General features: G+C 39.6%; 26 protein-coding genes and 1 pseudogene. 5 read left to right on the top strand and 22 right to left on the bottom strand.

What is annotated here, in order from left to right; genetic code table 11:
* The gene (rapA, locus tag HMPREF3279_RS00420; protein WP_070867732.1) at positions 1-2763 is read right to left on the bottom strand and encodes an RNA polymerase-associated protein RapA; all 2763 of its coding nucleotides are present in this window, start codon (positions 2761-2763) and stop codon (positions 1-3) included.
* Between the two features lie 198 nt (positions 2764-2961).
* On the opposite strand from rapA, the gene pnuC reads away from it, so the two are divergent.
* Positions 2962-3645: a nicotinamide riboside transporter PnuC gene (gene pnuC / locus HMPREF3279_RS00415; RefSeq protein WP_049380785.1), complete on the top strand. Its 684-nt coding sequence runs from the start codon at positions 2962-2964 to the stop codon at positions 3643-3645.
* Positions 3646-3679: 34 nt separating this feature from the next.
* Here the strand turns inward: pnuC and HMPREF3279_RS00410 are convergent, their stop codons facing one another.
* Positions 3680-4378 carry a tRNA1(Val) (adenine(37)-N6)-methyltransferase gene (locus HMPREF3279_RS00410; protein WP_070867731.1) on the bottom strand — a complete coding sequence of 233 codons (699 nt, stop codon included), beginning with the start codon at positions 4376-4378 and terminating at the stop codon, positions 3680-3682.
* Positions 4379-4448: 70 nt separating this feature from the next.
* On the opposite strand from HMPREF3279_RS00410, the gene srmB reads away from it, so the two are divergent.
* Positions 4449-5777 carry an ATP-dependent RNA helicase SrmB gene (gene srmB, locus HMPREF3279_RS00405; RefSeq protein WP_054418454.1) on the top strand — a complete coding sequence of 443 codons (1329 nt, stop codon included), beginning with the start codon at positions 4449-4451 and terminating at the stop codon, positions 5775-5777.
* Positions 5778-5820: 43 nt separating this feature from the next.
* Here the strand turns inward: srmB and HMPREF3279_RS00400 are convergent, their stop codons facing one another.
* The 14 genes and pseudogenes from HMPREF3279_RS00400 to nudE form a co-directional block, all read right to left on the bottom strand.
* On the bottom strand, positions 5821-6024 hold the full coding sequence (locus HMPREF3279_RS00400; protein ID WP_054418456.1) for a hypothetical protein: 204 nt from the start codon (positions 6022-6024) through the stop codon (positions 5821-5823).
* Between the two features lie 129 nt (positions 6025-6153).
* On the bottom strand, positions 6154-6474 hold the full coding sequence (locus HMPREF3279_RS00395; RefSeq protein ID WP_054418458.1) for a DUF4298 domain-containing protein: 321 nt from the start codon (positions 6472-6474) through the stop codon (positions 6154-6156).
* Between the two features lie 78 nt (positions 6475-6552).
* Complete coding sequence (gnd, locus tag HMPREF3279_RS00390) at positions 6553-8007, bottom strand: decarboxylating NADP(+)-dependent phosphogluconate dehydrogenase (RefSeq protein WP_054418460.1); 1455 nt, start codon at positions 8005-8007, stop codon at positions 6553-6555.
* 75 nt (positions 8008-8082) lie between these two features.
* Positions 8083-8952, bottom strand: a complete 870-nt coding sequence (locus tag HMPREF3279_RS00385) for an LbetaH domain-containing protein (RefSeq protein WP_070867730.1) — start codon at positions 8950-8952, stop codon at positions 8083-8085.
* 62 nt (positions 8953-9014) lie between these two features.
* Positions 9015-9175, bottom strand: a pseudogene (locus HMPREF3279_RS10200) (GNAT family N-acetyltransferase); the annotation flags it as partial.
* A 16-nt stretch (positions 9176-9191) separates the two neighbouring features.
* On the bottom strand, positions 9192-9524 hold the full coding sequence (locus tag HMPREF3279_RS00380) for an avidin-fold protein (RefSeq protein ID WP_070867729.1): 333 nt from the start codon (positions 9522-9524) through the stop codon (positions 9192-9194).
* 32 nt (positions 9525-9556) lie between these two features.
* The gene (locus HMPREF3279_RS00375; RefSeq protein WP_032822542.1) at positions 9557-9973 is read right to left on the bottom strand and encodes a hypothetical protein; all 417 of its coding nucleotides are present in this window, start codon (positions 9971-9973) and stop codon (positions 9557-9559) included.
* Positions 9974-9999: 26 nt separating this feature from the next.
* A complete protein-coding gene (locus tag HMPREF3279_RS00370) occupies positions 10000-10392 on the bottom strand; it encodes a GNAT family N-acetyltransferase (RefSeq protein ID WP_070867728.1) in 393 nt (130 codons plus the stop codon).
* Positions 10393-10425: 33 nt separating this feature from the next.
* Complete coding sequence (pgl, locus tag HMPREF3279_RS00365) at positions 10426-11124, bottom strand: 6-phosphogluconolactonase (RefSeq protein ID WP_070867727.1); 699 nt, start codon at positions 11122-11124, stop codon at positions 10426-10428.
* A gap of 61 nt (positions 11125-11185) precedes the next feature.
* Positions 11186-12667 carry a glucose-6-phosphate dehydrogenase gene (gene zwf / locus HMPREF3279_RS00360; RefSeq protein ID WP_070867726.1) on the bottom strand — a complete coding sequence of 494 codons (1482 nt, stop codon included), beginning with the start codon at positions 12665-12667 and terminating at the stop codon, positions 11186-11188.
* 72 nt (positions 12668-12739) lie between these two features.
* The gene (cysQ, locus tag HMPREF3279_RS00355; protein ID WP_070867725.1) at positions 12740-13546 is read right to left on the bottom strand and encodes a 3'(2'),5'-bisphosphate nucleotidase CysQ; all 807 of its coding nucleotides are present in this window, start codon (positions 13544-13546) and stop codon (positions 12740-12742) included.
* A 9-nt stretch (positions 13547-13555) separates the two neighbouring features.
* Entirely contained in the window at positions 13556-13960 is a 405-nt protein-coding gene (locus HMPREF3279_RS00350) for a hypothetical protein (protein WP_070867724.1), read from the bottom strand.
* Between the two features lie 50 nt (positions 13961-14010).
* On the bottom strand, positions 14011-16011 hold the full coding sequence (locus HMPREF3279_RS00345) for an OPT family oligopeptide transporter (RefSeq protein WP_083327131.1): 2001 nt from the start codon (positions 16009-16011) through the stop codon (positions 14011-14013).
* A gap of 123 nt (positions 16012-16134) precedes the next feature.
* Positions 16135-16680 (bottom strand): ADP compounds hydrolase NudE, encoded by a 546-nt coding sequence (nudE, locus tag HMPREF3279_RS00340; RefSeq protein ID WP_070867723.1) that lies wholly within the window; start codon positions 16678-16680, stop codon positions 16135-16137.
* Positions 16681-16744: 64 nt separating this feature from the next.
* On the opposite strand from nudE, the gene hslR reads away from it, so the two are divergent.
* The gene (gene hslR / locus HMPREF3279_RS00335; RefSeq protein WP_070867722.1) at positions 16745-17140 is read left to right on the top strand and encodes a ribosome-associated heat shock protein Hsp15; all 396 of its coding nucleotides are present in this window, start codon (positions 16745-16747) and stop codon (positions 17138-17140) included.
* 41 nt (positions 17141-17181) lie between these two features.
* Here the strand turns inward: hslR and HMPREF3279_RS00330 are convergent, their stop codons facing one another.
* The 3 genes from HMPREF3279_RS00330 to aphA form a co-directional block, all read right to left on the bottom strand.
* Positions 17182-17739 carry a TIGR00645 family protein gene (locus tag HMPREF3279_RS00330; RefSeq protein ID WP_070867721.1) on the bottom strand — a complete coding sequence of 186 codons (558 nt, stop codon included), beginning with the start codon at positions 17737-17739 and terminating at the stop codon, positions 17182-17184.
* Between the two features lie 80 nt (positions 17740-17819).
* Positions 17820-19430 (bottom strand): DNA recombination protein RmuC, encoded by a 1611-nt coding sequence (gene rmuC / locus HMPREF3279_RS00325; protein ID WP_070867720.1) that lies wholly within the window; start codon positions 19428-19430, stop codon positions 17820-17822.
* Positions 19431-19546: 116 nt separating this feature from the next.
* Positions 19547-20254 (bottom strand): acid phosphatase AphA, encoded by a 708-nt coding sequence (gene aphA, locus HMPREF3279_RS00320; protein WP_070867719.1) that lies wholly within the window; start codon positions 20252-20254, stop codon positions 19547-19549.
* Between the two features lie 220 nt (positions 20255-20474).
* Between aphA and hslV the strand changes: the two genes are divergently transcribed.
* Together hslV and hslU are read left to right on the top strand one after the other, a co-directional pair.
* Positions 20475-21005: an ATP-dependent protease subunit HslV gene (gene hslV / locus HMPREF3279_RS10070; RefSeq protein ID WP_005695137.1), complete on the top strand. Its 531-nt coding sequence runs from the start codon at positions 20475-20477 to the stop codon at positions 21003-21005.
* 9 nt (positions 21006-21014) lie between these two features.
* Positions 21015-22349 (top strand): HslU--HslV peptidase ATPase subunit, encoded by a 1335-nt coding sequence (hslU, locus tag HMPREF3279_RS00310; protein ID WP_049356794.1) that lies wholly within the window; start codon positions 21015-21017, stop codon positions 22347-22349.
* A 78-nt stretch (positions 22350-22427) separates the two neighbouring features.
* On the opposite strand, the gene slyD is transcribed toward hslU, so the two are convergent.
* The 3 genes from slyD to rraB all read right to left on the bottom strand — a co-directional run bounded on the left by slyD (position 22428) and on the right by rraB (position 24315).
* Complete coding sequence (gene slyD / locus HMPREF3279_RS00305; RefSeq protein WP_070867718.1) at positions 22428-23066, bottom strand: peptidylprolyl isomerase; 639 nt, start codon at positions 23064-23066, stop codon at positions 22428-22430.
* Positions 23067-23110: 44 nt separating this feature from the next.
* Positions 23111-23824 carry an SIMPL domain-containing protein gene (locus HMPREF3279_RS00300; protein ID WP_070867717.1) on the bottom strand — a complete coding sequence of 238 codons (714 nt, stop codon included), beginning with the start codon at positions 23822-23824 and terminating at the stop codon, positions 23111-23113.
* A 62-nt stretch (positions 23825-23886) separates the two neighbouring features.
* Positions 23887-24315, bottom strand: a complete 429-nt coding sequence (rraB, locus tag HMPREF3279_RS00295; protein ID WP_049363970.1) for a ribonuclease E inhibitor RraB — start codon at positions 24313-24315, stop codon at positions 23887-23889.
* Between the last annotated feature and the right edge of the window lie 194 nt (positions 24316-24509).

Here is a 24509-nt window from a genome sequence, read left to right as displayed (position 1 = left end):
TTATTCCTTGTTTGTCACTATTACCCGAAGGCTATCTAATCGCCAGCTTGCTTTACTTAACTCTTCCAGAGAAAGTACACGTTGTTTTTCTAATACATTAATTTCCGCTTGGCGAATATTTTTATTTACTGCTTTCAAGGCTATAAGTCTATTGAGGTCAGCGCTCAATGTTTGATCGGCTAATTTACTGGCTTCTCGAATTTGAGCTTGTGCAATTTCAGTTATTTTGTGATCGCCTAGTTTAATTAATTGCTCAATATTTGGACGAGCCATTTTGACCATTTTATTCGCAATGTCTTTGCTTAGCGGCTTAAGTTTATTTTGCAATGTATCAAAATTAACTTGTCCGGCTAGATTATTTCCTTTGCTATCCAGCAATAAGCGAACAGGCGTAGGCGGAAGAAAACGATTCAGTTGTAAACCTTTTGGTGATTGGCTTTCAATCATATAAATCAATTCAACCAAAAGAGTGCCTGCAGGTAGCTGTTTATTAACTAATAATGCCATCGATGCTTTGCCGATGTCACCAGAAGCGATTAAATCAATGCCTTGACGTATCATTGGATGATCCCAGGTAAGAAATTTTAATTCCTCACGAGCAAGGGCTAGTTGTCGGTCAAAAGTTACTGTGACACCTTCTTCTTTTAGTCCTGGAAAATCAGGAACAAGCATGGTGCCTGTTGGCGTGATGACAATGCTGTTTTCACCTAAATCATCTTGTTCTACACCAATAATATCAAATAAATTCAGTGCAAAATCGACTAATTGGGGTGAATTATCTGTTTGAGCAATTTCTGCCGCAAGTCGTTGTGCCTTTTCACCACCATTAGAATTTAATTCTAACAAACGATCACGACCTTTTTCCAAGGCTAAATGCAATACTTTTGCTTGTTTTTGCGTTTGGAGAATGAGTTGCTCAAAATCTGCTTTATTTTCTGACCGCACTTTCAATAAAGCTTCATATTGTTCAAACAATGCCATACCAATCGGACAAGTTTGTTCAAAGGCATTTAAACCTTCATGATACCAACGTGCTAAATCTTGCTGCGCAGAATTTGCTAGGCAAGGTACATAAATTTGTACGTCTCGCGTTTGTCCGATACGATCTAAACGGCCAATACATTGCTCAAGTAAGTCAGGATTTTCTGGTAAATCGAAGAGTACGAGATGGCAAGCAAATTGGAAGTTTCGTCCTTCAGAACCAATGCTAGAACTCAGTAAAACCTGTGCGCCATTATTGGTATCGGCAAAATAAGCCGCTGCGCGATCTCGTTCAATGATTGACATTCTTTCATGGAAAACGGCACTGCGAATGGCTTCTTTTTCTCTTAAAATTTGCTCAAGTTGAATTGCCGTTTGTGCTGTTTTACAAATGACTAAGATTTTTTCATTTCGGTGTGATTTTAAGAAATCAATTAACCAATGAATTTTTTCATCAGCCTCAGTCGCATCAATCGTTACTTGGTGATAAACCCTGTGCGGAAAACCTTTTACACCTTGGCGTGTATTGCGAAATAAAATACGGCTTGTACCATGTCTGTCGATGAGATTTTGAATGAGTTCTTGTCGTGCCGCTTGCTTCTCCTCATCATTATGACAGGCTAAAGCTTTAAATAATGGTTCGACATCTTGCTCATTAAGTAAATCAGAAATATGATTTTTTTCGTCCGCACTTAGCGGCTTCTCTGAGAGTAAAGATTGCACAGCATCCGCAACAGGTTGATAATTTTCCTGTTCCTTCAAGAACGCTTGATAATCATAAAAACGTTCAGGATCAAGTAAGCGTAAGCGTGCAAAATGGCTTTCCAAACCTAGTTGTTCTGGTGTTGCGGTGAGTAATAAAACTGATGGAATAGCGTTCGCTAATTGTTCTACTAATAAATAAGCGGTACTTGGTGTATTTTCGGACCAAGCCAAATGATGCGCTTCATCGACAATTAAACAGTCAAATTCAGCTTCAATAGCTTGTTGTACACGATTGGGATGGGCTTTCAACCAGTCTAATGCACAGATAATTAAGCTTTCTGTACTAAATGGGTTGATAGCTTGTTCGGCAAAGTCTTCACAGCGTTCTTCATCAAATAATGAAAAATGTAAATTAAAACGACGAAGCATTTCGACAAGCCATTGATGTTGCAAGGTTTCCGGTACAATAATTAATACACGTTGTACTTTTTCAGCAAAAAGCTGGTTTTGCAAAATCATGCCTGCTTCAATGGTTTTACCTAACCCCACTTCGTCCGCTAAGAGCACGCGAGGATTGACACGGTTTCCCACCTCTTGTGCAATATGAAGCTGATGAGGAATTAAACCCGCACGATTGCCTCGTAAGCCACGCAAAGGCGATTGGAATTGAGCTTGTTGATGCAGAAGCGTTTGATAACGCAACGCAAAATGTTCACTGCGGTCAATTTGCGATGAAAAGAGGCGATCTTTGGCTTGGCTAAAGGAGATAATCGGAGAAAGTTCTTTTTCATTGACGATAATCTCTTCGCCTTGCGCATTTTTGACTAAATAAAATAAGAGACCATTCATTTCCTGAACATCAAGGACTTCACCTTGCCAACCCGCTTGGTGATGAAGTTGTTCTCCTTTATTTAATGCAATTCGGGTTAATGGAGCTTGTGCCATCGCATAAATTCGGGTTTCATCCGTGGCAGGAAAGTGAAGGGTTACAGAGCGGAAATCTAAGGCGGTAATCATCCCTAATCCGAGGCTATTTTCTGTTTCGCTAATCCAACGTTGACCGATTGCAAATGACATCATCTTCCTCTTAATGAATCTCTTAAAATGGGGCGATATTGTAGTCTGATTATAAGGGAAAGCAAGGTAGGGACATCTAAAAGTATGAAAAATAAAGTGTGATTTATCTCACAATAATCAAATTAAATACCCGCTATGCTTTACTTTAAAAAAGTGCGGTGTAAAAATGGCGTACTTTTTATAAAACAGGAGTGTTCCATGAATTGGACAGAACGACTTAAAGAAGAATTTTTATCCGGTTGGAAGCCTTTTGAAGTGGCATGGGTAGTTATTTTCCTTGCTGCGCAAATTATTGCTTATGTTCTTGCGCCAGACAGCCCATTAGGCATGATTTCGGGGATTGCAGGTATTCTCTGTGTGGTATTGGTGAGTAAAGGAAAAATTAGTAATTATTTCTTTGGGCTTATTTTTGCTTACACCTATTTTTATGTCGCCTGGGGAAACAATTTCCTTGGTGAAATGAATACGGTGCTCTATGTGTATATTCCATCACAATTTATCGGTTATTTTATGTGGAAACAGCACATGCAAAACGATAATGGCGGTGAAAGTGTGATTGCAAAAGCCTTAACACCAAAAGGTTGGGCAATTTTACTCGTGAGTGTGGGGATTGGTACATTCTGCTTTGTGCAGGCTTTAAAAGCAGCGGGTGGGAGTTCTACAGGATTAGATGGTTTAACCACGATTATCACCGTAGCGGCGCAATTATTGATGATTTTACGTTATCGTGAGCAATGGTTATTATGGATTGTCTTAAATGTGCTTTCTATTTTGCTTTGGGCAGAACAGCCAGCGATGTACTTAATGTATAGTGCTTACTTACTTAACTCATTATATGGTTATTACAACTGGACGAAACTCGTTAAAGTAGAAAACCACTAATCACATCAATTAAAAAGGGCATAGTCATATGCCCTTACATTTTTAAATAAAATGCCTTCGTCAATGCAATAAATTCCTCTGTGTACTGATTGTTTTCGTTATAAATCACCAAGCTATCTTTTACCTGTGGTAAATGCTCTCGGCTAAACGTGAGTAACATTCGTTGTGGTGCTTTCCCTGTCTTTGTAATGATATCAGTCTGCTTGATGCAATAAAGTGCGGTTGAATTTATCAATGTTTTCCCCGCCTCATAAGGCAAGACAAAACTGATTTTTCCTTTTTCGGATAAACAACTTGCCGCCCAATTTAACCAATCTAAATGGCTTTGTTGAACATAACGGGCAAGCGCACGCTTATCATTTTTACATTCCACACCTTGCGCAAAATAAGGCGGATTAGCCACAATTAAATCAAATTGATGTGCTGTTTGTAGGCAATAGGTTTGCACATCTTGGCGTGTTAAATGAAGGCGATTGTGCCATGGCGAGGCCTGGAAGTTTTCTTGTGCTTGTTGTGCTGCAAGGAGATCAAGTTCAATGGCTTCAATTTGACAATACTTATGACTTCGTTGGGCGAGCATTAATGCAACCAAGCCTGTGCCAGTCCCCATATCAAGAATACGCTGACAATCAGACATATCCGCCCAAGCACCAAGTAAAATGCCATCCGTACCGACTTTCATTGCACAATGTTGTTGATTAATATGGAATTGTTTAAAGGTAAAGCTGCTCATAAAATCTTGCGGAAAATGACCGCACTTTCAGGTATAATCAGCCCCAATTTTAACAAATTAACGCAAAATAATGAATTTATCCCCATTTGAAGAATTCGATCTTTCCCCCGAATTATTAAAAGCCTTAGAAAAGAAAGGCTACACCCGTCCAACCGCAATCCAGTTAGAAGCCATTCCTGCAGCTATGGAAGAGCGTGACGTGTTAGGTTCTGCACCAACAGGCACGGGTAAAACGGCTGCATTTTTATTGCCAGCGATTCAGCATTTATTGGATTATCCACGTCGTAAGCCAGGTGCGCCTCGCATTTTAATTTTAACGCCAACCCGTGAGTTAGCGATGCAGGTTGCGGAACAAGCGGAAGAACTGGCGCAATTCACACATTTGAAGATTGCTACGATTACTGGCGGTGTGGCGTATCAAAATCATGGGGAAGTATTTAATTCAAATCAGGATATCGTGGTGGCAACACCAGGGCGTTTATTGCAATACATCAAAGAAGAGAACTTTGATTGTCGTGCGGTGGAAATGCTGATTTTTGATGAAGCAGATCGCATGTTGCAAATGGGCTTTGGCCAAGATGCGGAGAAAATTGCCGCTGAAACGCGTTGGCGTAAACAAACCCTTCTTTTCTCTGCCACATTAGAAGGGGAGCTATTAGTTGATTTCGCAGATCGTTTATTAAATGACCCAGTCAAAATTGATGCCGAGCCAAGTCGTCGTGAGCGCAAGAAAATCAACCAATGGTATTATCATGCCGACAGCAATGAACATAAAATCAAGTTGCTTGCACGCTTTATCGAAACCGAGAACGTGAGTCGCGGCATTGTGTTTGTCCGTCGTCGTGAAGATGTGCGTGAGCTTTCTGAAACCTTGCGTAAACGCGGTATTCGCTCTACTTATCTAGAAGGCGATATGGCACAAACGCAACGTAATAATGCCATTGATAAATTGAAATCCGGTATTGTCACGGTGTTAGTGGCTACTGATGTGGCTGCTCGCGGGATTGATATTGATGATGTCACACACGTCATGAACTTCGATTTACCTTACAGTGCAGATACATATTTACATCGTATTGGTCGTACGGCTCGCGCAGGGAAAAAGGGTACAGCAGTTTCTTTTGTGGAAGCCCATGATTACAAATTGCTCGGTAAAATTAAACGCTATACGGAAGAGCTTTTGAAAGCACGTATTTTAGAAGGATTAGAGCCTCGCACTAAACCACCAAAAGATGGGGAAGTAAAATCCATGTCTAAAAAGCAAAAAGCGCGTATTAAAGAAAAGCGTGAAGAAAAGAAAAAATCAGAGGTGAAGAAGAAAGCTAAACTTCGTCATAAAGATACGAAAAACATTGGTAAACGTCGTAAACCAAGCACAGAAAAAACAGCCGAGAAATAATAAAAAAATAACCGCCACTTATTAAGTGCGGTTATTTTTTTGACTATTTATTGACTTGGCTACCGATTACGCCACCTAATGCGGCACCACCTAATGTGGTCGCGGCATTACCACCAAGCATATAGCCTGCTGCACCACCAATAGCTGCACCAGCTGTTGTATTTTTTTGTGTACGGTTCATATTTCCACATGCAGCAAGGGAAATAACAGTCATCGCGATAACAAGTGATTTTCCAATTAATTTCATAGGATCTCTCCGTGTTTAACATATAAAACTATCCATATTGATAGTACTCCATAAGACAAACAGAGATGAATGAAAGTTCAAAAATATGTGTTTTTCGATGTTTTTTTGAACAATTGAATATATTGAATGTTAATCTTTCGCTTGATCTAATACTTTCGCAACCACTTTCAAATATTCAATCGCCAATCCATGGTGTCCTGTACTCGCATTAAATACTAAATCTTCACTTAATACACCACAAGGCATATCCTCGGGGATCTTACCGTTCTCATAAGCTTGATAATCTTCTCGCCAGTCACCATCAAAATAATAGTGTTCTAAGGTTTTCATTTTTGGTAAGAAGGCTTGCCATTTTTCAAGAAATTGTTCTGCTTCGGCTAAGAAACTCTCTGCTTCATTGAGAAGGTTTTCCATTTCTGAAATTTTATCCAAGCGTGATTGAGGTAACATAGGTTTCTCCAAAATAAGGTAAAAATAAACCGCACTTTATGCGAACAAAGTGCGGTGAGTTTATCACGAGTTTTTTACTTATACATCATAAGTGGTGGATGCAGTATTACCACCGCGACCCGTCCAGTTGGTGTGGAAGAATTCACCGCGTGGTTTGTCGGTACGCTCATAAGTATGTGCACCGAAGTAGTCACGTTGTGCTTGCAATAAGTTTGCTGGTAAACGGGCTGAAGTGTAGCCATCTAAGAAGGTAATAGCTGATGCCATACAAGGCATTGGGATACCCACTTCGATAGATTTTGCCACCACTTTACGCCAGTCGCTTAATGCGTTTTCTAAAATGCCTTTGAAGTAGCTATCTGAACCTAAGAAGATTAAATCTGGATTTGCTTCATATGCATCCCGAATATTGCCTAAGAAACGGCTACGGATAATACAACCTTCACGCCATAATAACGCTGTTGCACCGTAGTTGATGTTCCAGCCAAATTGTTCAGAGGCTTCACGAATCAGCATAAAGCCTTGTGCGTAAGAAATGATTTTTGACGCCAATAATGCTTTACGTACTGCTTCAATCCACACTTTTTTATCGCCTTCAACTGGTTGAATTGTTTTGCCGAATAATTGGTTAGCGGCAACACGTTGATCTTTAAATGAAGAGACACAACGAGCAAAGACAGATTCAGTGATTAAGGTTAATGGAATACCGAAATCTAATGCATTGATACCCGTCCATTTACCAGTCCCTTTTTGGCCAGCTGTATCTAAGATTTTTTCAACTAATGGTTCACCATCAGCATCTTTATAACCAAGAATATCGGTGGTGATATCAATTAAATAGCTATCAAGTTCAGTTTTTTTCCATTCTGCGAAGATAGCTTGCATTTCGTCATAGCTTAAGCCTAAACCTTCTTTTAAGAATTGGTAAGCTTCACAGATTAATTGCATATCGCCATATTCGATACCATTGTGAACCATTTTCACGAAGTGGCCAGCGCCTTCACCGCCAACCCAGTCACAGCATGGTTCGCCTTGTTCGGTTTTAGCGGAGATTGCTTGGAAGATTGGTTTAATATATGGCCATGCTTCGTGATTACCACCTGGCATGATAGATGGCCCATGACGCGCACCTTCTTCACCGCCCGAAACACCCGAACCGATAAAGCGAATACCTTTTTCAGCCAATGCTTTTACACGACGGTTAGTATCAGGATAGTTTGAATTACCACCATCAATAATAATGTCGCCTTCTTCTAGGTGCGGTAATAATGCCTCAATGAATTGATCCACAACATCACCCGCGCGCACCATTAACATCACTTTACGTGGTTTTTCTAATTTAGAAGCTAAATCTTCTAAAGAGTATGCACCGATAATATTGGTGCCTTTTGCTGCACCTTGTAAAAATTCATCCACTTTTGAAGTAGTGCGGTTATAAGCCACTACTTTAAAGCCATGATCATTCATATTTAAAATGAGGTTTTGCCCCATTACGGCTAAGCCGATAACACCGATGTCGCCTTTTACTGACATTGTTTTCTCCTGTTTGTGAGGTACAAGTCTTTGTACCGGTTGAATATGTTGGTGTAACTAAATTTCACTCTACATTTATTGATATATTTTATCCTCTAAAAGCTCTTGAAAAGATAAAAAGACAGCCATTAAAAAATCAAAGATTATTTTATCTTCAATATTAGAGCTTGTTTTAAGTGTTGAGTTAATATTATCAAGTATATATGCAATATTTTTGTTTTTAACTTCGAATTTTTTATCTAATATTCTTTTTCCATAGTCATATAAGAAGTTAAGGAAGTTTTTGCTTTCTAAAACACGAACGTGGTTAGGATAACTTTCTGTTGCAATATAAACATTATCTTCAGTTTTATATGCGGTTAGATTTAGTTTTAAAAAACCAGAGTAGGATATAGAAATTACATCTTTATATGCTCGAATGTGAGCATGTTTACCTATATGTCCATTAACAATACTTGAGTTTTCTATAATTGCATCATCAAAGATAATTGAATTTTCAATTGAAGAATCACAAATTTTACTTTTATCTAAGATGTATGAGTCTCCACAAATTGTAGATGCACCTAAAATCATAGCATCTCCGTATACCGAAGAGTTATTTTCAACAGATGAATCTTCACAAACTATAGCATTCCCAGAGGCTGTTGCATTATGGATGAGCATTGCATTATCACGAACTATAGCATTTTCAGAAACTATCGCATTATCTAGAACTTTACTATTTCCAAGAACCTTTGCATTATCTTTTATCCAAGCTTTGCCTATATGTGATAAATTATTTTCACTTTCAATATATCCTCCGAGAGAGCCTTCTTCAACAATTGGGGGATCCCAATAGTTATCTTCTTCGTCATCATAGGGGTAAATTGTTATTAGCGCTTCTATTTGATAAAGTGTTCTTCCTTCATAAACAATAGTATTATTTGTTAAACGATATTTTTTCATTATTTAATTTAAAATTAAAATAGCATGGAAAATACTATCCAATAACTCCACGTTCGGTCATCTTAACTCTTCGCCTGCGTATTCATATGCTGCGTAAAAAAACAATATGCAGATAATAATCTACAGCTTGTGGAGCAGATAAAAGCACAATTTTGGCTTGTGGATGTAAGACTTGTTGAGTGTGTTCAATCAACTGCAAGATGATACCTTGTTTCTGATATTCTATAGCAAAACTTCTTTTAAATTTCTCTAATTAAAGAGCTGCCTTGCTCTAACGTGTCTAGCCACTGCCATTTTTCATGGCCGACGAGTTTACTTTCTTCTAAAGAAAATGTTGTACAGCAACGCCCCAAACGATTTTCTAGAGATTGATTTAAATGTTGATACGTAAATTCAATTTGAGTCCCGTCAATCCATTTTCCAATTAAAAAGCCTTTTAAAATTTTGCCGCCACCATATTCGGCCCAAATCATTTTACCTTGTTGATGGTAATGAAATTCTGTTTGGCTGCTGACTTCACCATTTGCGGTGTTTTCAACAGCAACAAATTTTTTATTATCTAAATTCAACATTAAAGTCACCCTGCATCTGATGTATCTATATCTTATTTTTGCATAATGTAATGCATTTCTACATTTTTCGCTTTTGCGGCTTTTTCTAGATCTGCTTTATCACTTTGACTATCTCCAACAAGGTATAAAGATACATCCTTGCCGACCTTTTCTGCATTATTTAGTCCATACATAGCAACTGCTTTATTCACAGATTGACTGTTCCCTGCAATTCCGATGTGTAAATTATCTGTAGCTAAAAGAGATACGAGTCGTTTTCCTGAAGTACCACCTGCGGTTCTAATCGTTGCTACAAGCATTCCATTTGAAACTGGGTTTCCTGCTTCTGGAACTTGAAGCATTACTGAGCGATTATCTTTTGGCATTTGTGCCGCTAACTGATCTAAAGATGGACCAGATGAACAAGCAAATAACAACGTTGAAGTAAGTAGTACAAACAGTTTTTTCATTTTTGTCACCATATCATTCTAATAAATTAACTCTTCGTCCACGCACTCATGTGTTGAGTAAATCCAATATGCGGATAATAATCCACGGCTTGCGGAGCCGATAAAAGCACAATTTTAGCTTGTGGATGTAACGCCTGTTTGGTGTGTTCAATTAACTGCAAGCCGATACCTTGTTTTTGATATTGTTCATCAACCGCTAAATCAGATAAATAACAGCAGTAGGCAAAATCTGTCACGGAACGTGCCATACCCACTAATCGTTCACCATCCCAAGCGGTGACTAATAAATCCGCATGATGCAACATTGCCGCGACGCGTTTTTCATCCTCTAACGGACGGCGTGCCCCGAGCGTTGTTTTATTTAACAATTCAATAAATTGTTTAACTGAAATTGGTTCATTTACTTTGTAGTCTATCATTTTGCAATCCTATGGTATTTGATACTCAACTTGTTATAGCAATTTCGCCGCCGCTTTATCCAAATACCATTCCGTCACCCCATTTTTTGCTTTAATTTTGGCTGCGGGATAAGGTAGGTTTTCAGCTGGCGTTGTTTGGATTTCTTTTAAAATGTCTGCTTTGCTTTCGCCAGTGACCAAATAGGTAATGCGTTTCGCTTGTTCAATGAGTTTGGCGGTTTTAGAAATGCGAATTTGACCACTTTCAGGGTGTTTCGCAATGACAGCAAGATTTTCATCATCAAAATGGGTTTGATGTGGGAAGAGAGAAGCGGTATGACCGTCAGTTCCCATACCTAAAATAATCCAATCAAAAACACCATTTGGAATGACCGCACTTAATTCTTCTTCGAAACGTTTTAACTCAAAGTGCGGTTCATTTTCGCCACGAATTCGGTGGATGTTTTCTGCAGGAATTTGAATATGATCGAATAAGCGTTTTTGCACTTCACCATAGTTGCTTTCTGAATCTGTTGGTGGAACCATGCGATCATCGCCCCACCAAAAATGCAGATTCTTCCAGTTAATTTGTTCCGCATAAGGCGCTTTGGCTAAGGTTTTGAATAACAGCTTAGGTGTTGAACCGCCAGAAAGAGAAATATGCACAGGGTGATTTAATTGGCTATAAATCACAAATTCTTGAGCGATCTTTTCAACAGCGTGTTGAGCTGTTGGGAAGGTAATGGTGTTCATGTTTGTTTCTCTCTATTCGGTGATAAGCCTTCTTCTATTGAAGAAGGCGAGATATTAATGATTAAACCTTTTTCTTCATTTTACCGCTTGGTTTACGCCATACGCGACCACTTTTCGCAATGAGTTTTTCGGCTGCAATCGGTCCCCAAGTGCCGGCTTCATATTCGTAGATTCGACCACCCGCTTCTTTGTAATCCAAAATCGGTTGCACAAATTTCCATGCAGCATGCACCGCATCCGTACGCGCAAAGAGTGTGGCATCGCCTTTCATCGCATCAAGCAATAAGCGTTCATAAGCTGTTAGCACTTGCTCATCGGCCAAATCGGCATAACGGAAATCCATTGAGACTTCTTTCGCTTCAAAGCCCGCACCTGGCTTTTTCAAACCGAAGCGCATTGAAATGGCTTCATCAGGTTGAATACGGATGATCAATTTATTCTCAGGCGCATTTTGACTGAATACCGGATGTGGTGTGGTTTTAAAGTGAATCACAATTTCCGTCACACGTGCCGGTAAGCGTTTACCGGTACGTACATAGAAAGGTACGCCCGCCCAACGCCAGTTTTCGATTTCGCAACGTAAAGCCATAAAGGTTTCAGTGCGAGAGTTAGAAGGCACTCCTTTTTCTTGTAAATAACCTTTGACTTCTTTGCCATCAATTTCGGCTGCGGTGTATTGACCAAGCACTAAGTTATGCTCAACGTCATCTTGCGTTAATGGACGTAAAGAATGCATGACTTTGGCCACTTCATCACGCATTGAGTTCGCATTGATGATTGCAGGTGGTTCCATGGCAACCATGGCTAAAACTTGTAATAAGTGGTTTTGGAACATGTCACGCATTGCGCCGGAGCCATCATAATAGCCGCCACGTTCTTCTACGCCAATGGCCTCGGCACCCGTAATTTCGACATAATCAATGTAATTACGGTTCCAAAGTGGTTCGAATAAGCCATTTGAGAAGCGTAAAACAAGTAAGTTTTGTACGGTTTCTTTACCAAGATAATGGTCGATACGATAGATTTGATGCTCTTCAAAGAAACGATGAATTTGAACGTCGAGTTCTTGTGCTGTTTTTTCATCGTAACCAAAAGGTTTTTCGACAATAATCCGTTTCCAACCGTCTTCTTCTGTGTTTAAACCATGGGCCGCAAGGCATTCTGGAATTACACCATATAAGCTTGGTGGCGTAGACATATAGTAAAGGGTGTTGCCATTCGTTTGATATTTAGTATGTAATTCTTCTAAACGTGGGACTAATTTACCGTAATCGGCCGCATCAGATGTATTTACGGCTTGATAATAGAGATGGCTACAAAAAGCGTCTAACGTTTCTGGTGTGGTTTCTTCTGTTTCAAGTAACGCTTCACGCATTTTTTCACGGAAAGTGTCATCGTTTAATTCTGAGCGAGCGACACCTAATACAGAAAATTGGTTTAATCGACCAAATTTGAAGAGATTATAAAGTGCTGGAATGAGTTTACGGTGAGTCAAATCACCAGAAGCACCAAAAATCACGATACAGTTATTATTCGTTTGCATATTATTCCTTATTGTTCCGAGTAGTATTTTTAAATAATGCAATATATTACTGCACTTTACCAATCGAACCAATCAATTAAATTGAAAGACAGATGCCCAATTTTGTGTATTATCAGCCACCATCACAAAGGGTGGATTAATTAAACTTTCACGCTGATTATAGGTGAGCGGCTGATAGTGCGGATCGAAAATCATCCCATTGATTTCAGCTAATAAAATTTCAGCACCTGCCGTATCCCATTCGCCTGTTTTACCGAGTCGAACATAGCAATCAACCGCTCCTTCTGCGACTAAACCGCTTTTCAAACTGCTCGAGCCAACCACCATAAATTTGCATGCCAAATTCTTCGCTAAAATTGACCGCACTTTTTCTTGTGAGGTAGTGGCGCCTACGGCGATTTTTAACGGTTTGGTCAGATCGATTTTTCTGGGTTGTAAGGTTTTTATTTCTTTGTCGCTTTGCTTGAATGCCCCAAAACCTTTCATGGCGTAATAGGTGATATTCAAAATAGGGAAGTGGATAACACCCAGAACAGGTTGATGGTTTTGCACGAGTGTAATCAACACCGAAAATTGATCCGTGCGATCAATAAATTGCTGTGTGCCATCAAGGGGATCGATTAACCAATAGGTTTGCCAAGTTTGGCGTTGTTCAAAAGGAATATTGCAGTTTTCCTCTGAAAGAACAGGGATATCGGGGAAAAGTGCGGTCAGTTTTTCGATTAAAAACTGGCTGACAAATAAATCCGCCTCTGTGACAGGGGTGTTATCCGATTTGGTTTGTATTGCCACATCCTGTTGGTAAAAACGAGCCAAATGTTTTCCCGCTTCATTGGCAAGCGAGCGGACTTGATCGAGAAGAGATTGAGATAATTGCATGTTTATTTCCTACTTTGATTTCGGTAATAACAAGGAGAGGAAAATTGTCGTATAGATTGCCAGGATGACAGAACCCTCTAAGACGAATAATACACGGTCAGTCAGATATTGGGTATTTTGTGCGATGAGGAGATTGCCGATACTCCAATAACAAAAAAGAATGATGAATGAAAAAAGAAAAATCTTATTCCACTGATGGCGTAGATAGCCCCGGTATTTAGCAAAGTAAGCGTTGATTATCGCCGGCACGGTGAGAGGCCAAAATGTCAGAAAGAAACCAAATAATGCAGCATCGAAGTTCCCTTCTTTGCAGTAGTCTATTCCAAAAACGACATAAGCAATAATGCTACCTATTAGCTGCGTAACCAATGGAAATATGATAATAGCCTTTAGATAAGGGGATTGCGTAGACACCTTAAACTCCTAGAAAAATAGGCTATCCGAGGACAGCCTATTTTAATCCATTATTTCGATTTCTTCGCACGTAATACACGAGAAACGAAAATAAAGATACCAAAGATAAATACGGCAAGACCGAGTAATTCGCCCATTTTATCCCAGTTTTCTAACGCTAAGGCTAATGGTGCTTCAGATCCGCCCGATGTGACAGATGCTGCGATAATGAAGGCTAAGATAACACCCATCAAGCTTTCACCCACAATTAAACCAGCAGCGAAAAGTGTGCCGAAACGTTCTGCTTTTTTCTCCACTTCCACATCGTTAGTGCGTTTTGCATAGTTTTTAATATGACGGGTGATAAACCATGCCATTACAGCACCGACAACAACCGGCATATTGATTGATGGTGGAAGGTAGATACCAATCCCCACCGCTAATACTGGTAGGGCAAAGCGGCTGTCGCTGGTTTTACGCATGAATGCATCCACAATGATCAACACAATACCTAAACCTACACCAGTTAAAATATAAGTCCATTCTAAATGGTTGGTGAAAATACCTTGTGAGATAGTGGTCATAAGAGTGGCTTGTGGCGCTGAAAGCGCTTGTGCAGGGTCCATATCTGGACGTGGTAATGCACCTGTGAAACCATAAGCGTGGTATAAAATTTCTAATACCGGTGCAATGACTAACGCACCAACGAAACAACCAATGATTAATGCAACCTGTTGTCTCCAAGGGGTCGCTTCAACTAAAAGACCGGTTTTTAAATCTTGTAAGTTATCGTTTGAAATGGTTGCTGTGGTTAAAACGATAGATGCCGTGAATAAGGTTAATGCCGTTAAGAATTTTTGACCGTCTGCCGTTTCAAATAAACCACTGCTTTTGCCAATTGTCACTAAAACAAGTGAAATCACGATAACAGAAATAATCCCGATACCAGAAATAGGGCTAGAAGATGAGCCTACAAGTCCTGCCATATAACCAGATGCTGCGGCAACGAAGAAGCCGATTAGCACCGCAAGAAGAGTACAAACCACGACTAATAACACAGCAAGCTCAGCAGAAATTGGCGCTGCTGCAATGAAGTGATATAAAGAAATCACGATTAACACGACTGTCGCCAATAAAATATAAATAATGGTTTTTGGCGATAAGTCGATATCAATACGATGTTCTGATTCAGCTTGTGAGCCTTTTAACATACGGAAAGAATGAACCATCCCTTCAATCATTGGTTTGAAAAGGATTAATAATGTCCAAATCGCCGCAATACCGATAGTACCTACACCGATAAAGCGAACTTTCGTTTTCCATTCAGCCATGGCATAACTAACAATAGAGGCATCCGTTGGCATATCGCCTGTTGCAGTGAAATAAGGTACTGCGACACCCCAAGCAAGGAATGTACCGAATAACATGGCAAGACCGCCCACGATACCAATTAAATAACCGGCACCCACTAAGGCAAGTGAGAAGCCCATTGGTAATTGGAAAATGGCTTTGCCGTTAGAGAACCATGCGCTCGCGCTATCAGACATGACACGTAATGCATTGGTTAAGAATGCAACGGTTCCTGCAAAAATACCACCATAAGCAATATCTTTCACGCCACTGTCGCTTTCACTGTTGTTACCCGCTTTTAAGATTTCAGCAGCAGCCACACCTTCAGGGTAAGGTAAATCGCTGTTTACTACCATTGCACGACGTAGTGGAATGGTAAATAGCACGCCTAAGGTACCACCAGCGGCACAAATAAGCACTGTTTGCCAGAATGGGAATTCTTGCCAGTAACCCATCATTAATAGGCCTGGAAGCACGAAAATAACGGAAGACAATGTCCCTGCTGATGAAGCTTGGGTTTGCACCATGTTATTTTCTAAGATACTGGAATCCTTAAAGAACTTTAAAACTGCCATAGAGATCACGGCAGCAGGAATAGAGGACGCAAACGTCATCCCCACTTTAAGACCCAAATAAACGTTAGATGCAGTGAAGATCACTGTAATTAACGCCCCAAGGAACATCCCCCGGAAGGTCAATTCTTTTAAATTATTATCAGACATAAATTTTCCTATATATATTTTTTGAAAAATGGCGATACATTCTCAAAAAAAGAATATTTATGCAAGTTTTCTTTAAATTTAATCGCTTGCTATTAGAAATTATTTAAATTTATTCAATTAAAGTTATCGTTTTTTTAAGTAATCGCGTAAAGAATAAAGTGCAGCAAGATTTCTGGCCTCATTAAATTCATTACTCTCCAAAAGTGTATCAAGTTGAGATAACGGATAACGGACTATTTCTAATGGTTCAGGCTCATCGCCTTCCAGTTTATTGGGGTGCAAATCTTCACCTAATAACACGTGCATTTTGTGACCCATGATTTGTGGATTGATTTTCATGGTACGTAAAAATGTCCATTTTTTTGCGCCGAAGCCAATTTCTTCCTGTAATTCTCGATTTGCACTTTGTTCGGGCGTTTCCCCCATATCCATTCCACCTTTTACAAAGCCTAGCTCATATTGTTCTGTTCCTACCGCGTATTCACGAACAAGAAGTAAATCTTCACCATCAATCGCAATCACCATCACGGAGTCTCGATTGAAAGGGCGGAAACGTTCATAAGTGCGGTTAATTCCATTGGAGAATTTGAGTTCGACAGCTTGAATTTCAAACAAACGGGATTTTGCCACGGTGGAAAGGGAGAGAATGTGTGGAAGTTGTTTTTTCATAATATTAGCCCTATTATCTTGTTATTGGCTCATCATACGCAAAGTGAGAGAAATAGGAAGAGTTATGGCTGAAAATAACGAAGTACGATTAGATAAATGGCTTTGGGCGGCGCGTTTTTATAAAACCCGTAGCATTGCGAAAGCGATGATTGAAGGCGGCAAAGTCCATTACAATGGTCAACGTGCAAAAGTGAGTAAAACTGTTGAAGTTGGTGCGATGATTAAACTTCGCCAAGGCAGTGATGAAAAGGAAATTGAAGTGATAGCGTTGAGTGACCAACGTCGTGGTGCCCCTGAGGCCCAACTGCTTTACCAAGAAACGCCACTGAGTGTGAAAAAACGCGAAGAAATGGCATGGGCAAGAAAAAATAATGCACTTTCGATGCCACATCCTGATCGTCGTCCAAACAAAAAAGAACGTCGAGATTTATTGAAATTTAAACACCAAGATGAGTTCTAGAAAACAAAAGTGCGGTCAAATTTGACCGCACTTTTTTTTGATTAATGGTTCTTGTGACTTGTACTGTATAAGATTTTATCGGTATAAGCCATCGCAATCGCTGAAATCAAGAAAGAAAAATGAATAATCACTTCCCACATGATTGTTTTTTCAGGGATTTTTGACGCATTCACAAAGGTTTGCAATAAGTGAATAGATGAAATGCTGATAATTGACATAGAAAGTTTAACTTTCAGTACAGTTGCATTCACATGGCTCATCCATTCAGGTTGATCGGGGTGGTTTTTCGTGCGCAGTTTTGAAACAAAAATCTCATAACCGCCTAATGTTACCATTACTAATAAGTTAGCAATCATTACCACATCAATGAGATTGAGTACGGCGAGCATAATGGTGTCTGCATCCATTTCATTGACATTGGTGATGAGATACCACAAGTTTTTCATAAACTTGTAGGCATAGATGCCTTGTACAACAATTAAACCTAAATAAATAGGCACTTGTAACCAACGACTTGCAAAAATCGTTTTGCTTAGAAAGTTAGTCTGCTCATTATATTTTGCACATGGATCCGTGATTTCTTTTTGTTCCGTAGCCATAAATTCCCCACAAATAAAATTAAAATAAAAAAAGTGGCAAGAAAATAGCCGCTTTTAAAGAAAAATTCAATAGATATGTTTTATTTTTCTTCACTCTCAGTGGTGAGAAGGGATAGGCGCGTTAAATCCACGTCATTATTGAGCAATTCAACGTTTGGCATGCTCTTGTTAGCCTTCGCTGACAAGTCTTTAAAGCGTTCCACTTTCCCCACTAAACCTTGTTGTCCCACAAGGGCGGTGACGGTGCTGTTGTATTGATTGCTCACAGTGGAAAGGGTGTTCCCCAGTTTGTTTAAACGTTCTGCCACCAAGCAAATCTGGTTGTAAATTTCACCTGCTTTTTCAGCGATTTCTTTCGCTTCGGCGTTGCCGCGTTCGATACGCCATAAATTCGCCACTGTGCGTAAAATTGGCATAAGGGTAGTATGCGAAACCATAATGACATTTTTCTCGTAACCATAATTAAACAGACTTGGGTCTAATTTTAAGGCTTCAATATAAGCGGGTTCCACTGCAATGAACATCAAGACAAAATTAGGGCTACGCATACCAATCAGATTGCTATAATCCTTGCGGTGCAAGTCATCAATGTGATTTTTTAGGGCTTTAATATGCTCCCTTAGTAAACGCTCACGTTCTAATTCATCCTCAGAATTGACCGCACTTTCGTAAGCATTCAATGACATTTTGCTATCAATGATGATGTTTTTCTCATCAGGCAGATTAAGCACAAAATCAGGATAGTTTCGACCGCCTTGTTCATCTTTAAAATGTGCTTGTGCACTGTAATGCACGTTTTCAATGAGTCCGGCCAGTTGAAGTGCGCGTTCAAGTTGCACTTCTCCCCAGTTGCCTAGGGTTTTCTTTTCCCCTTTTAGCGCAGAAGTTAAATTATTAGCCTCTTGTGACATATTTAAGCCAATTTCCAACACCTTTTTGATTTCCGCTTCTAAGCCTGCATTGCCTTTTACGGATTCTGAATGGATTTCATTCACTCGTTTTTGAAAGCCTTCGATTTGTTCACGGAAAGGCTTCAACAAGGTTTCCAATGCGGTTTGATTGGTTTGATTAAAGGATTGGCTTTTTTCTTCCAAAATGCGGTTGGCCAGATTTTGGAACTCTACGCCTAGCTGTTGTTTGGATTGCTCAATATGCTGTTGCTGTTCGGCAAAATGCTTTTCTTTTTCGGAAAGGGTAGTTTTCAACTCCGTTAATTCTTGTGAAAGTGCGGTCAATTTTTCCTGCGTTTTTTGCTGTTCTTGTTCTTTTCGTAGCAGATTTTCTTGCGCTTGTTGTAATTGACCTTGCAAGCTTTCAGCTTGTGCTGACGCGATCCCAAAGCGTTCTTTTAATGCGGTGATTTGACCGCCAATTTGATCGTGTCGGAGCTGCTCTTCATCCAATTCTTTTTCTAAATATTGGATTTTTTCATCACGTTCATTAAGACGAGTTTGTAAGCCTTCCGCATGAGTTTGTGCTTTAACAGCTTGCTGTTCTAGCTGATTTTTGACCACACTTAAGGAATCAAAACGCTCCGCTAATTGATTGTAATCTTCGATAGTTTTATTGAGATCGTGTTGTAATTCTTGGGTGTCTCGTTTGCTGCGGCTTAATAGAAAAAGCATCACAATGCTGATAAAAACCAGCATGGCAATGATAATTAAATATTGATTAGACGTGAGTTCTGACATAAATAGGCTCCTGGAAACGGAAAAATTTTAGCATATTCCCAGAAACTTTTTAAAAATTAAGATGGTTAATTAGATAAGAAAAGTGCGGTCAAAAATAACCGCACTTTGGGCGCTGATTAGTAGTTTGAGTTAATCAATACTTCTTCACCGTAGCCACCAAGGGTTGGCATTGGTTGGTAAGTGGAGTTAGCAGCACGCATTAAACGAATACCACGAATACCCGCTTCTTTTGCTGCTAGAATATCGTCATCACTGTCACCATAGTGAATACTCACTTTGTGGTCAATAATACCCGGTGTTTTGTTATATTTAGTTGGAAGTTTGCGACCGCCCATGAATTCTACAGGGTGCATATCTTTAATATTAAAGGCTTTTTGTAGCACTGGGGTCACACCATCTTTATCGCCCGCTGTACGACCTGTGATGAAATAAATTTGGTCACCACGTGCTTGGTGCATATTAATTAAATCCACCGCAATTTGTTTTGGAATGGAATATTGGTCACAACCTGCATTCACTTCATTCCAGAAATCTTGATTTTTTAAGTAATCATTTTTACCTGGTGAGTATTTTTCTTGGCCGTGGTAGAAACAAGGGCTACTGAAAAGTACAGTATCATCAATGTCGAAGCTCACATTAATTGGTGCTTTGCCTTCTAATTCTTTTTTCAACTGCTCAACAGAGATCCAGTGAATCGGTTTTTGCTCTGTCATTTCACGAGCATTCGTACCTTGTTCAGTGTAAGGTTCTTTGTTTGATGCAAAAGTAGAGGCTGCGCTTGCCGCTAAAATTGCAATGGCAGAAAGTTTAAGTAAATTTTTCATGTTTTCCTCATTAAGTAGTTTGTTTTATTTGTAACAAATCATATTCCTTTAAAATAAAGGTGTGAAATAATAGCAATCGTTTGCTATTTAAAAAAGTGATCTTTGTCACATTTTTTAAAACTGATTGTCTAATAAAGCATCAAAGAAAAATTTTCCCTTGAATTTGGTGGAATCGATCGCCATATAACGAGTAACTTTTCTTAAAAGAAGGATTAAAAGAATGACAACAATTGTAAGCGTACGTCGTAATGGCCAAGTGGTTGTTGGGGGCGATGGACAGGTTTCATTAGGCAACACAGTGATGAAAGGGAATGCCCGTAAAGTGCGCCGTTTATATAATGGCAAAGTTTTAGCCGGTTTCGCAGGTGGTACAGCCGATGCGTTCACCTTATTTGAATTATTTGAGCGTAAATTAGAAATGCATCAAGGACATTTGTTAAAAGCTGCGGTGGAATTAGCCAAAGATTGGCGAACCGATCGTGCGTTGCGCAAGTTAGAAGCGATGCTGATTGTGGCGGATGAAAAAGAAAGTTTAATCATTACCGGTATTGGTGATGTGGTGCAGCCAGAAGCCGATCAGATTTTAGCCATTGGTTCAGGCGGTAATTATGCATTATCGGCAGCCCGTGCGTTGGTAGAAAATACCGATTTATCAGCTCGTGAAATTGTAGAAAAATCTTTAAAAATTGCGGGTGATATTTGCGTGTTCACCAATACGAATTTCACTATCGAAGAATTACCGAATAAATAAGGAAAAATTATGTCTGAAATGACCCCTCGTGAAATTGTTTCCGAATTAGATCAACATATTATCGGCCAAAAAGAGGCGAAAAGAGCGGTTGCGATCGCGTTGCGTAACCGTTGGAGAAGAATGCAGTTGCAAGAGCCACTTCGCCATGAAGTTACCCCTAAAAATATTTTAATGATTGGACCAACAGGTGTGGGTAAAACCGAGATTGCGCGTCGTCTTGCAAAATTAGCCAATGCACCTTTCATTAAAGTGGAAGCAACCAAGTTCACCGAAGTGGGTTATGTGGGGAAAGAAGTAGATTCCATTATCCGTGATTTAACGGACAGTGCGATGAAATTAGTTCGCCAACAAGAAATTGCGAAAAATCGTGCGAAAGCAGAAGATGCGGCTGAAGATCGTATTTTAGATGCGTTGCTACCACCACCAAAAAATCAATGGGGTGAAGTGGAAAACCACGATACTAATAGCAGTACTCGCCAAGCGTTCCGTAAAAAATTACGTGAAGGTCAATTAGACGATAAAGAAATCGAAATTGATGTGTCGGCGGGCGTGTCAATGGGTGTGGAAATCATGGCACCTCCAGGTATGGAAGAAATGACCAATCAGTTACAATCCATGTTCCAAAGTTTAGGTTCGGATAAAACCAAAAAACGCAAAATGAAAATTAAGGATGCGTTAAAAACCTTAATTGATGATGAAGCAGCCAAATTGATCAATCCAGAGGAATTGAAACAAAAAGCTATCGATGCAGTTGAGCAAAACGGTATCGTGTTTATTGATGAGATCGATAAGATCTGTAAAAAAGGCGAATACAGTGGTGCCGATGTCTCTCGTGAAGGCGTGCAACGAGACTTATTGCCATTAGTGGAAGGTTCGACGGTTAATACTAAACACGGTATGGTGAAAACTGATCATATTCTCTTTATTGCTTCAGGGGCATTCCAAGTGGCGCGTCCATCAGATTTAATCCCTGAGTTGCAAGGTCGTTTGCCGATTCGTGTTGAATTGTCTGCATTAACGGCAGAAGACTTTGAGCGTATTCTAACTGAGCCAAATGCGTCTTTAACAGAGCAATATAAAGCGCTTATGGCGACAGAAGGCGTGAGCATTGAGTTTACACAAGATGCAATCAAGAAAATTGCCGAAGCCGCTTTCCGTGTGAATGAGAAAACGGAGAATATCGGTGCAAGACGTTTACATACCGTTATGGAACGTTTAATGGATAAAATCTCATTTGATGCGAGTGAAATGGATGGTCAAACCGTGAATATCGATGCCGCTTATGTGATTGATGCTTTAGGCGAAGTGATTGAAAATGAAGATTTAAGTCGATTCATTCTGTAATGAAAGTTTAGATAAAGAAAAAGTGCGGTTATTTTTAACCGCACTTTTTTTGTCTCTAGTTTTATCTCTAGATTAAGATTAGTGACCGCCGCAACCACAGCCGCCATGACCGTGTCCGTGATCATGATCGTGTTTATGACCACCGCCACAGCAACCGCCGTGTCCATGATCGTGATCATGGTGGTGATGACCATGACCACCGCAACCACAACCATGACCATCTTCATCATCGTGATGATGGTGGTGATCGTGTGCACCATGTACGTGACCGTGAGCAATTTCTTCTAGTGTTGCTTCACGAGTACCAACAACTTCAACAGTGAAGTGTAATTCTTGACCCGCTAACATATGGTTACCATCAACCACTACTTCATCGCCATCCACTTCCGTGATCACAACAGGAACAGGGCCGATATCCGTGTCAGCTAAGAAACGCATACCAACAACTACTTCATCAACGCCTTGGAATACTTCTTTTGGTACACGTTGAACCATGTTTTCATTGTATTCGCCGTAGCCTTCTTCTGGTTGAACACGAACTTCAAATTTGTCGCCAACTTCTTTACCTTCTAAGGCATTTTCAAGACCAATGATTAAGTTATTGTGGCCTTGTAAATATTCTAATGGTTGATTTGCTGGTGCTTCATCAACTAATACACCGTCTTGAGTACGTACTTGGTAAGCGATACTCACAACCGTATTTTTTGCTACTTTCATATTGTTTTCCTTATTAAAAAAATCGTCATTCATTGTATAGAAAATTATTCTTTAAGCAATGCAATTCGCGCATTCACACTGACTTTAATTTTCTCTTTGCCACTTTGAGTGTAAGTTTCATCTTTTTCATCCGAGTAAGAGAAACTTTTTGCCATCATTGCCCCTGCGGCATAAGGGCGGAAATCATTCGCTGAATCATTGGCAGAAGACACGTCAAGGCTTTGTGTGTGATAACCTTTCATCTGCAAAGATTCTTGAATTAAGAGGGCTTTATCTTTAACTTTCGCTAAAGCTTCTTTGGTTAATTCTTTTTCTAAGCTATTTAATTTCTCACGTGAAACAGACGCGCTTACGCGATCAATGGCTAATACGCCATCTAATTCATGTACTAATGTTGATAACACTTGAGAATCTTTACTTTCTAAGGTTAATTCTGCACGCGCAATCCAGCCTTGTTGTTTGCCTTTATTATCATAGCGAATCCAGGTATTACGAGAATTATCTTTAATTTCAACCGCACTTTGTGCTTTTGCCAATTCAATGGCTTTATTCATTTTTTCTGCCATAATTTTATTGAGTGCGGATAAATCATTGCCTTCCGCTTGGTAAAAAAGGGAGACTTGCAATAAATCACGTTCTACCTCTCTTTCAGCTTCAACACTAAAGCTGACATCAGTTGGCTGATGAGATACAGGTTCTGCAGCAAAAGAAGCGATAGGCAAGGCAAGTAATGCTAAAGAAAGCGCTTTGAGTTTCATTGTTTCATTCCTATTTGGGTAAGGTAAAAATTAAGGGCGGTTTAACACGCCCTTTGTTATTATTAATGTAAACGTTCGTTGTCGTCTTCGACATCTTCATCGTCAAAAAATTCGCCGTCATCGCCGTATTCATCGTCCTCTGCATTCGGATCTTCAAAATACGTGCCCCAGCCATCATAAATGCCTTTGTATTTTTCGACTAATGGTAAAATTTCTTTTTGTTGTGCATCGATAATTTCAGGTTTTAATTCCACTTCACTGATGATGTCAAAACAGAAAATGACCTTTCCATTTTCATCTTCGAATTCTTCAGCTTCTGACACTTCATAGCCTGCTTTGAACGCATCTACGGCAATTTTTTCTAAGGTATCAAAATCATAATGGGCGATGTGATGTTCGATAATATAAAGGGCATCCGGATCGCTGCCGTCATTTAATAAATCCGTAATGATTTCGCGGGTTTCTTCTTGAAGTTCGTTAAAGTTTGTCATAAGGCATTCCTTTTGTCAGAAAAAGTGCGGTCATTGTAGGGGATAAAGATGAAAATGTCGCTAAAAATTTATTCTCATTTCAGTTTGCCTTGAGGGGGCGGAAAGGTTAAAATTCTGCGCGAATAAATTGTGCTTAACATGCCCAGCTGCTCACGCTATTTATTACAGCGAAAAAAGTTGGGCTTTCTTATTTT

The sequence above is a fragment of the Haemophilus sp. HMSC71H05 genome (assembly GCF_001838635.1).
GTDB lineage: Bacteria > Pseudomonadota > Gammaproteobacteria > Enterobacterales > Pasteurellaceae > Haemophilus_D > Haemophilus_D parainfluenzae_R.
Note: the sequence above shows the minus strand (reverse complement) of the source record. Positions and strands in the feature narration are given on the sequence as shown.